The sequence below is a fragment of the Nitrospinota bacterium genome (genome assembly GCA_016235255.1).
Taxonomy (GTDB): domain Bacteria; phylum Nitrospinota_A; class UBA7883; order UBA7883; family JACRLM01; genus JACRLM01.
The window spans coordinates 1-8953 of the sequence record JACRLM010000002.1 but is presented as its reverse complement, the minus strand read 5'-3'; the positions used below and the strand labels follow the sequence as shown (position 1 = coordinate 8953).

Genomic DNA, 8953 nt, shown 5'->3' with positions numbered 1-8953 from the left:
GTAGCGGCCCTTGATTTTCGCAAGGTATTCTTTTCTGGCGCTTTTGCCCATATTCCATGCTCCCTTCGGTTACATGAAACATGAGGCATCGAATCATTTTCGCCTAATTCTTCGGTTACTTTTAATATGAGGCAATTCGTTATGGATATTTGGTTTGCCAAAATTGTCTGTAAATGTTAAGCTAAAGGGCTTTTTGTTGGCGGTGGCTTTGTAAAGGTTAGGCAATAAAGGGATCTGTTGTATGAAACAGAACAATTTCAACGAGTTTAAAAAAGTCCTGAAACGCAAGCGTGCCATGCTCCTTGACACGGACAAGCATATTGACCAGGACATTAAAAAGGAAATGGACATCCGTCATGGGGATGACGCGGATCTGGCCGAGTCCAGTTACGAGCAGGAGATGTCCTTCACTCTTAAGACGCGCGGTCAGGACGAACTTCGCCAGATAGACGAGGCCATAGCCAGAATAGACAACGGCGAATACGGCATCTGCGCCGAATGCGGCGGGGACATACCCAAGAAAAGGCTGGAGGTCCTGCCGTATTCCCTGTATTGCGTGGACTGCCAGGACAAAGTCGAGAAGAAAGTGGCGAACGAGTGAGCGCGGCCCGTTTGCGCTGATATATTATCAACATGTTGAATAACATCAGGTGGTCATAAAAATGTTCAATCCCGAGCTTTACAACAAGGCGCTGCAGAAAGTTCCACAGAAATATTTGCTGGCCAATCTCATCGCCATGAGGATGCGCCAGCTTATCAAGGGCGATCCCCCGATGCTCGATCCGGAGGACATGAAGCCTATCGACGTGGCTCTAAAGGAAATCAGCGAAGGGCTTATCGAGCCGCGCAAGGAAGAGATCACGCCGGCCGCGGAGCTTTTCGGTTAAGACCGGTGGAAGGCGAAAAGGAGGAAAAGTCCTTTTCCTTCATTGATAAACGGAAAAGGAGCGGAGCCGAGGAGGAGGCGGACAATAAGCAGCCCGCCTCTGAATCACCGGCCATCAAAGAGCCAGCCGCGCAAAAGATGGGCGACGGGGAAACGTCCGCTCCACCCATTGATTTTTCCACGTTCATCCTTTCGCTCTCCTCCTCCGCCATGTACCACATGGGAGGTTTTCAGGATCCCTATTCGGGCAAGACCTCCATCAACCTTGACCTGGCCAAGCAGACCATAGACATCATTGCCATGCTGGAGGCCAAGACAAAAGGCAACCTCACCGCCGACGAGGAGAAGCTTTTCACCCACACGCTCTACGAGCTTCGCATGATGTTCGTGGAGCTGATGAACAAGAAATAGCCGAAGGTTTTACCGGCGGCCGCCGGAAAGCTTCACGCCAGCATCGCCGCCAGTTCCGCCCCTGGATCGGGATTGCGCATGAAGGCGGAACCAATCAAGAATCCCCTGGCGCCAGCCGCCGAAAGTTTTACAAGCTCAGCATTGCTGGTCAGTCCGCTTTCGCTGACGACCGCCACATCCTTTGGAATCAGCGGCGCCACCGCCAGCGTGGCGGCCACGTCCACCTCAAGATTGGGCGACTTGAAGTCCCTGTTATTGATCCCGACAATCTTCGGGCGCAGATGTTTTATGGCGTCCCATTCATCCGCCGAATGGATTTCCAGCAAAGGCTCCATCCCAAGCTTGAGGGTGTATTCATAAAGATCCTCCAGCCGGGAAATGCCGCCAAAATTTACGGTCATCAACAGCATGGCGTCCGCCCCCAGCGCCGCCGATTCGGCAACCTGCCAGCGGTCTATGATGAAATCCTTTCGCAATACCGGGATGGAAACAGCATCGCGGATCACCGGCAGAAAGTATGGCGAACCGCAGAAAAAGCGGGTGTCGGTAAGGACCGATATGGCCGCGGCCCCAGCCGATTCATATGCCATGGCGATTGATTTAGGATCGAATCCGGACGCCATAAGCATTACGGAAGGGGACGAGCGTTTTACTTCTGCGATGATACGAAGGCCGTTCCCGGCCATTATCGCCGAATATAAAGACCTGGCTTTACCACGCCGCCCGGCGGCCTTTAAAAGTTCCTCTTCGGGGAAGATGGACTTTGCTGCGTCCACCTCCTCCCTCTTATGGTCCAGTATGGCGAAGAGTGTTTTGTGAAGGGTCACTTTTTCCTCTTGTACGGCAAATACGCGGGCTTCCATATGCGCCCCTTGATCATCTTCTTTACGTCACCATCCTTTGGCGCGGCGGTTTGCGCCAGTCCCTGCTTCACAGCCGTTTCGAATACCGCCTCGGCCACTTCAATGGACACCCGTGGCAGGTCCGGCACCTTCGGGAACACGCAATGGCTCTGGTGCGCGTCCGCCGGCATAAGCTCGGCCAGCCTGTATGCGGCGGCGGTGAACATTTCGTCGGTGATTATTTTCGCCTTGGCCGCCATCACCCCAAGGCCAACGCCGGGGAAAATGAAGGCGTTGTTCCCCTGGCCAATCCTGAATGTCCGCCCTTCGACTGTAACGGGCGCGAATGGGCTTCCGGTGGCCACGATCGCCCGTCCTTTCGACCATTCGTAAACATCCGCCGGCTTTGCCTCCGCCTGGCTTGTGGGGTTGCTCAGCGGGAATATGACAGGCCGCATGGTGTTTTGGCACATTGTCTCCACAATGGTCTTTGTGAATGTGCCCGGCTGCCCTGAAAGGCCGAGCAACGCGGTGATCTTGCCGTTTGCCACCGTTTCCTCCAGCGATATCCTGTCGGGATTGGCCACTTTCCAGTCCCGCACGACGTCGCGGGGGACGGCGAACTCCATCTTGTATTCCTCTTTGTCCTTCCTGTCGGCGACGACCAGGCCGCGGCTGTCCACCACCATCACCTTTGAGGCGGCATCCTTGCGGGACAGCCCCTTGTCCATAAGCCCGTTGCGAATCTGGCGGGAGACGCCTATGCCCCCGGCCCCGGCCCCATACACAACGAACCGTTGCTCGATGAGCTCCTCGTCCGTTATCTTCATCGCGCCGGTGATCCCGGCCAGCACCACCGCGCCGGTCCCCTGCACGTCGTCGTTGAACGAGAGCATTTTGTCCCGGTACCGGTCCAGGTTGGAGAAGGCGTTGGCCTTGGAGAAATCCTCCCATTGCAAAAGGGCGTTGGGGAAATTCTTGCGGACCCCGGCCACGAACTTGTCTATGAAGGAATTGTAATCGGCCCCCATCAGCCGGGGTTGGCGGGACCCTAAGTAAAGCGGGTCGGCCAGAAGCGCCTTATTATCCGTCCCAACGTCCAGGGATATGGGCAGGCAAACCCATGGGGCGATCCCGGCGCCAAGAGTGTATAGAGATAACTTTCCGATCGGAATGTTCATCCCGCCCGCCCCCTGGTCGCCGATTCCCAGTATCCCCTGGTTGTCCGTCACCACTATGATTTCTATATTATCGGACGGGATGCTGCGGGCCATGGCCTCCATTCTGTCCACATTCTCCGGCATAATGTAAAGCCCCCGGGCGTGGCGGAAAATATGGCTCCCTTTCTGGCACGCCTCGCCGACGGTGGGGGTGTATATGATCGGCACCATTTCTTCCAGATGGGAGCTTACGAGGGCGTAGAACAGGGTCTCGTTCCTGTCCTGCAGCGAGCGCAGATGGATGTACTTTTCGATGTTTGTGGGCTTGCCCAGATAGTTTTCGTACACGCGGAACATCTGCTCTTCAAGAGAGACGACCTTGGCCGGCAAAAGGCCATCCAGTTCAAACTCGTGGCGCTCGTCCTCGGAAAAGGCTGTCCCTTTATTGAGAAGATGGTTGTACAAAAGATCGGTCCCGGACTGGTCCACATCTATATACTCCTCACCGTTCGTGTCACGTTTGATGTCGAAATGACTCATGGCCCACCCCCTTGGCTTATTCAGCGAATATGGCTTGTAAAACCGCAAGTTAGCACTGGTCAACTATAATCCCGCAATAAAAAAAGTCTCAAGGGTTTTTTTTTCGCGCCGATATTAAAGGCAAGAGTTTTGAATTTGGCCTCCGCAAAGGATTGTGGGGGCGGATATTTACCAAGGAGGGTTTTCAGAGATGGAAAATGCATTAAAGGTCGATGGTGGAAGCAAACTGGCGCTATTGAGAGCGTATCCGATGAAACGCTGGCTGCCAAAGCTTGGCAGCGGGCTGAACATGTTCGAGGCGCCGATGCAGGCGGCGGGCAACATGAAGCTGCGGGTGAAGGCGAATGTGCCCCATTTTGCCGCCAAAGCCTGATCCGTTGCGAAGAAGTTTTTTTGTTTGAATGCTTGCGCGGCTCTCCACGGCCGCGCAAAGGGCTGGCAATCATGCGCTAAAACAACCCCTTCCGCGTCCAGTCTTTTGGGCTGAATTTTTTCATTTCATTTCCTTTCTAACCCGCGTCTCTTTGTGTAATAATCACACCCTCCGCCGGTCATTCACAAACTTTATGACGTGGCGGACTATTGATTTTCAAAAAGTGGTTGGTGGATAAATGAGCGATTCTTCGTACGCGCCGTCCCCGAAGGAGCTTAGGATCCCGGGCAGGATCCCTCCTCAGAACGTGGAGATGGAGCAGGCCGTGCTCGGCGCCATTCTGCTGGACAACGAGGCGCTCCCGAAGGCCATCGAAAGCCTCTCCGGGCCGGACGATTTCTACAAGCCTTCCCATCGCAAGATATTCGAGGCGATGATCGAGCTTTACGAAAAAAGCGAGCCTGTGGACCTGATGACCCTTTCCGAGGCGCTACGCAGGAAAGGGTGGCAGGAGGAAATCGGCGTGGAATACCTGGCCGAGCTGGTGGAAATGGTCCCCACCGCCGCCAATGTCAAGGCCCACGCCCGGCTTGTGCGTGAAAAGGCGGTCCTCCGCAAGCTTATCACCGTGGCAGGCGAGGTGGTGACGTTGTCCTACGAGGACAGCGAGGACGTGGAAGGGCTTCTCGACAAGGTGGAGAAAATGGTGCTGGACATTTCACAGCAGCGCGTCCGCAAGACCCTCCAGCCGATCAAGAGCATAATCAAGGACAGCATCAAGACGGTGGAGAGCCTGTACGCAAGCAAGCAGCTTGTGACGGGCGTACCCACCGGATACAAGGAACTGGACGAGAAGACGGCGGGGCTGCAGAAGTCCGACCTGATCATAGTGGCGGGGCGGCCTTCCATGGGCAAGACGGCGTTCGCCATAAACGTCGCCCAGAACATGTGCTCCATCGAGGAGGAGCGGGTGGCGGCCATATTCTCGCTTGAAATGAGCTCGGAGCAGCTTGTGCTCCGCATGCTGTGCTCGGAGGCGAAGGTTTCCGGCCACAGGCTGCGGACAGGATACCTGGCGCAAAGCGACTGGCCGAAGCTGACCGCCGCCGCCGGACGCCTGCACAAAAGCAATATTTATATAGACGACACGCCGGGGCAGACCGTGCTGGACATCCGGGCGAAGGCCCGCAGGCTTCAGGCGGAGGCGGGAAGGCTGGACCTGGTGATAATAGACTACCTGCAACTTATGCAGTCCCGTGGCAGGGTGGAGAGCCGCACCCTGGAGGTGTCGGAGATAACCAGGTCGCTAAAAAATCTGGCCAAGGAACTTGGCGTGCCGGTGATCGCCATCTCCCAGCTGTCCAGAAAGGTGGAGGACCGGACGGTCAAGCAGCCGCAATTGTCGGACCTGCGCGAATCGGGATCCATCGAGCAGGACGCCGACCTGGTGCTTTTCGTGTACCGCGAAGAGTTTTATAATAAGGAAAAGCCGGACGCGCAGGGTGTGGCCGAGATCGTGATAGGCAAGCAGAGAAACGGCCCGCTGGGGACGGTTAAACTTGCGTTCCTCAAGGACTTCACCAGGTTCGAGGACCTTTCGCGCATGGAGCCGGCCGAATACCAGGGATATGACGAGGGGTTGTAGCAGGGCGAATCCTGCCTATTGACTGTTTGCCGTAACGCGGAGTTTTGCGTATCATTGGGCATGAAACACTTCCATCCACTTTTCGCGCGGATCGATCTTGGCAGGCTCCACGCCAATGTGGACTTGATCCATCGTGTCGCCAAGGTTCCCCTTCTTCCGGTCATCAAGGCCAACGCTTATGGACATGGAGCCGTGGCGATAGCCAAAGAGCTGGTGAAACGCAAGGAAGTGGCCGCGCTTTGCGTCGGGACGGTGGCGGAGGGGATGGAGCTTCGCAAGGCGGGGATAAAGGGGCGCATAATCCTTCTGGACTGGGTGTTCCCTGAACAGGCGAGTGATATGGCGGAGCTTGGCCTGGAAGCGTCCGTAAGTTCGCTTGCCGGGGCTAAGGCGCTGGCAAGAAGGGGGGTGCGCAGGCCGATTGTGGTCCACGTGAAGTTCAACACCGGCATGGCAAGGCTTGGAGCGGACATGGAGGGCGCCGTGGTGATGTATGAAAAAATCGCGGCGTTAAAAGGGATCAGGATCGCTAGTGTGATGACCCACCTTGCCGACAGCGGCAACGGAGGAGGTTTCACCGCCGCGCAATTAGAACTGTTTGACGGCGCCCTGGCGGCGATAAAGGCCCGCGGACACGCCCTCCCCCCCCGGCACGCCGCCAACAGCGGCGGGATTTTCCTGCATCCGGAATCGCGGTATGACATGGTCCGCCCCGGGATAAGCGTTTATGGCGTCCAGGAATTCGGGGAAAAAGACGCGGGTCTAAAGCCAGTGCTAAGCCTACATGCCAGGGTGAGCTTTGTGCGCGATGTGAAAAAAGGGGACAGCGTTTCATACGGCATGCGGTGGACAAGCCCCGGCCGGCGCAAGGTGGCGGTGGTAAGTTTGGGTTACGCCGATGGCTATCACAGGGTATTAAGCGGCAAGGCCCGTGCTATCATAAACGGCAAATACGCGCCCCAGATCGGGACGATATGCATGGATAGCGCCATGTTCGACGTGACAGGCGTTGATGTCAAAGAGGGGAACATCGCCACGCTGATCGGCGAAGAAGGGCGGCTGAAAGTTGCCGCCGTGGAGCTTGCGCGCGAGGCCGGGACGATAGCATACGAAATTCTGTGCGGAATCGGCAGGCGCGCCGAGAGGTTTTACATCAATAAATAGCCGGGCATTATGGAAGCTGTCCTGAAACTTTTGATTTCCGCCCTGTTCGGCGCCTTTATCGGCATCGAAAGGCAGATACGCGGCAGGCAGGCGGGATTCCGCACCCAGTTACTTGTGTGCTTTGGCTCGTGCCTGTTCACGATAATCTCCATCCGGGCTTACGAGATATACGGGACTGTGACCGATCCGGGCAGGATCGCCGCGCAGATAATAACAGGAATCGGCTTCCTCGGCGCCGGGGCGATATTGAAGACCGGCAACCTCGTGAGAGGGTTGACCACGGCGGCGTCTTTATGGGTGGTCAGCGCGGTGGGAATGGCGGTGGGATTCGGCGAATACCTTCTTGCGGCCGTGGCCACGGCCATCGCAATAGCCAACCTTGTATTGCTGAAGTATTTTGAATCGGCCCTGGCGCAGGAAAACTACGCCGACATATTGATCAAGACATCCGGCGACGAGGAACTGGACGTGCGCGCGATTGTAAAAGAATTCGGAATAAAAGCTGTCGAGAACAAGTACCGGTATTTGAAAGAAGAGAAAATTATCGAGCACACCGTATCGCTCAAATATACGGACGCGGGCAAGCTGACGGACTTTTACCGCAGGATGAAACAGACGCCGAATCTGATAGAGTTGAGGATATTGTGATGATACTTGATCTTTCAGCGCTTAAGAGCGCCATAGCCGCCCTTGATAAGAGCATGGGCTATCTCAACTCCGATCTGGCCAAAGACCCGAATCTTCGCGAGCAGTTCCGCGCGGCGGCCATACAGGCCTTTGAGTTCACCCACGAGGTTGCCTTCAAAATGCTCAAGCGATGGCTTGAGTCCGCGGTTCCGGATTCTTCGGCGATAGACCAGATGAATTACATGGAAATCATCCGGGCTGGCGCCGAAGCCGGATTTATAATGGATATTGCGAGATTCCGGGACTATCGCGAGAAACGGAACATCACCAGCCATACATACAACAATGAGAAGGCGGAGCTGATCGCCGCATCATTGGGCGAATTCAGCGAGGATATATCATTTTTGCTGGAAGAACTGGAGCGGCGCAACCTTGGCAAAGATTAATGTAAATGATCGCGATCTTGAAACCGTGAAGTCTATTTTGCGCAAATACGGCCATGACAGGGAAATTTGGGTGTTTGGCTCCCGGCTGAACGGGAGTGTTAAAAAGTTCGCCGATCTGGACCTGGCCGTGATGGGGGAAGAACCAATGCCGATTTCCACGCTGGCGCAGATGAAAGAGGCGTTCAGCGAATCCGATTTGCCGTTCCGGGTGGATATTGTTGAATGGGCCAGAACAAGCCCGCAATTCCGGAAGATAATCGCGGGGGCGCATGAGGTTTTGATGGGAAATACGGAAAAATGATGGGTGAATCTATTCTGAGCATTGTGGTGTCGCTTCTTTCTACAATGGCTGCCTTGGTTATCGCCACATTCGATGGCCGGATGAAAAGGTGGGCTGAAAAACCAAAACTCGGGATTAAAACTGTTGCTCATAACAGTCAGGCGAATGGCAATGTCACTCAAGACGTTTGGCGTTTATTGATGGAAAATGAAGGCAAGGGCACTGCAAGAGAGGTTGAAGTGTATGCAGAAAAAATTATCCGTAATAGAAGTATAGTAGAAAACTTCTTGCCGGTACCGTTGCAATGGACGCACTATCAAACAAGGGGAAATAACGCTGTTTCTCGCGATATCCATCCCAGCCAGTCCGTATTTATTGATTTGATATCACGAAATAATGGCGATTATAGATTGAGGCTATGCTCTCCAATTGGAGTGTTTTCGAAAGTGTCCTAAACTTAGTTGAAACGAAGGTATGACCTCACCTGCTACCATGTTTTTGAACGAAAACAACGGAAAGCAAGGAGGTCACATGAAAAGAGTAAACGGTAACGGGAAAACTGGCAAGGGAAGAATGGAT

Annotated in this window: 12 protein-coding genes; 10 read left to right on the top strand and 2 right to left on the bottom strand. The window is 54.8% G+C overall.

Features of this window, described 5'->3' with window-relative positions; genetic code table 11:
- Positions 1 to 241 precede the first annotated feature (241 nt).
- From HZB29_00140 to HZB29_00130, 3 genes are all read left to right on the top strand, one after another.
- Positions 242 to 601 carry a TraR/DksA family transcriptional regulator gene (locus HZB29_00140; GenBank protein MBI5814003.1) on the top strand — a complete coding sequence of 120 codons (360 nt, stop codon included), beginning with the start codon at positions 242 to 244 and terminating at the stop codon, positions 599 to 601.
- A gap of 61 nt (positions 602 to 662) precedes the next feature.
- Entirely contained in the window at positions 663 to 887 is a 225-nt protein-coding gene (gene rpoZ, locus HZB29_00135; protein MBI5814002.1) for a DNA-directed RNA polymerase subunit omega, read from the top strand.
- Positions 888 to 1024: 137 nt separating this feature from the next.
- Positions 1025 to 1297 (top strand): DUF1844 domain-containing protein, encoded by a 273-nt coding sequence (locus HZB29_00130; protein ID MBI5814001.1) that lies wholly within the window; start codon positions 1025 to 1027, stop codon positions 1295 to 1297.
- Positions 1298 to 1329: 32 nt separating this feature from the next.
- Here the strand turns inward: HZB29_00130 and HZB29_00125 are convergent, their stop codons facing one another.
- Positions 1330 to 2124, bottom strand: coding sequence for an indole-3-glycerol-phosphate synthase (locus HZB29_00125; GenBank protein ID MBI5814000.1), 795 nt, complete (start codon positions 2122 to 2124; stop codon positions 1330 to 1332).
- Complete coding sequence (locus tag HZB29_00120; GenBank protein MBI5813999.1) at positions 2121 to 3839, bottom strand: NAD-dependent malic enzyme; 1719 nt, start codon at positions 3837 to 3839, stop codon at positions 2121 to 2123. The genes HZB29_00125 and HZB29_00120 overlap by 4 nt, the downstream gene beginning before the upstream one ends.
- A gap of 190 nt (positions 3840 to 4029) precedes the next feature.
- Here HZB29_00120 and HZB29_00115 point away from each other — a divergent pair, with 190 nt between their 5' ends.
- The 7 genes from HZB29_00115 (at position 4030) to HZB29_00085 (ending at position 8829) form a co-directional block, all read left to right on the top strand.
- On the top strand, positions 4030 to 4212 hold the full coding sequence (locus tag HZB29_00115; protein MBI5813998.1) for a hypothetical protein: 183 nt from the start codon (positions 4030 to 4032) through the stop codon (positions 4210 to 4212).
- 238 nt (positions 4213 to 4450) lie between these two features.
- A complete protein-coding gene (dnaB, locus tag HZB29_00110; protein ID MBI5813997.1) occupies positions 4451 to 5857 on the top strand; it encodes a replicative DNA helicase in 1407 nt (468 codons plus the stop codon).
- A 54-nt stretch (positions 5858 to 5911) separates the two neighbouring features.
- Positions 5912 to 7021, top strand: coding sequence for an alanine racemase (gene alr, locus HZB29_00105; protein ID MBI5813996.1), 1110 nt, complete (start codon positions 5912 to 5914; stop codon positions 7019 to 7021).
- Positions 7022 to 7030: 9 nt separating this feature from the next.
- On the top strand, positions 7031 to 7669 hold the full coding sequence (locus HZB29_00100; protein MBI5813995.1) for an MgtC/SapB family protein: 639 nt from the start codon (positions 7031 to 7033) through the stop codon (positions 7667 to 7669).
- Positions 7669 to 8094, top strand: coding sequence for a nucleotidyltransferase substrate binding protein (locus HZB29_00095; GenBank protein ID MBI5813994.1), 426 nt, complete (start codon positions 7669 to 7671; stop codon positions 8092 to 8094). The genes HZB29_00100 and HZB29_00095 overlap by 1 nt, the downstream gene beginning before the upstream one ends.
- Entirely contained in the window at positions 8081 to 8395 is a 315-nt protein-coding gene (locus HZB29_00090; protein MBI5813993.1) for a nucleotidyltransferase domain-containing protein, read from the top strand. Before HZB29_00095 ends, HZB29_00090 begins: the two co-directional genes overlap by 14 nt.
- A complete protein-coding gene (locus HZB29_00085; protein MBI5813992.1) occupies positions 8392 to 8829 on the top strand; it encodes a hypothetical protein in 438 nt (145 codons plus the stop codon). Before HZB29_00090 ends, HZB29_00085 begins: the two co-directional genes overlap by 4 nt.
- The last annotated feature ends 124 nt before the right edge of the window (positions 8830 to 8953 follow it).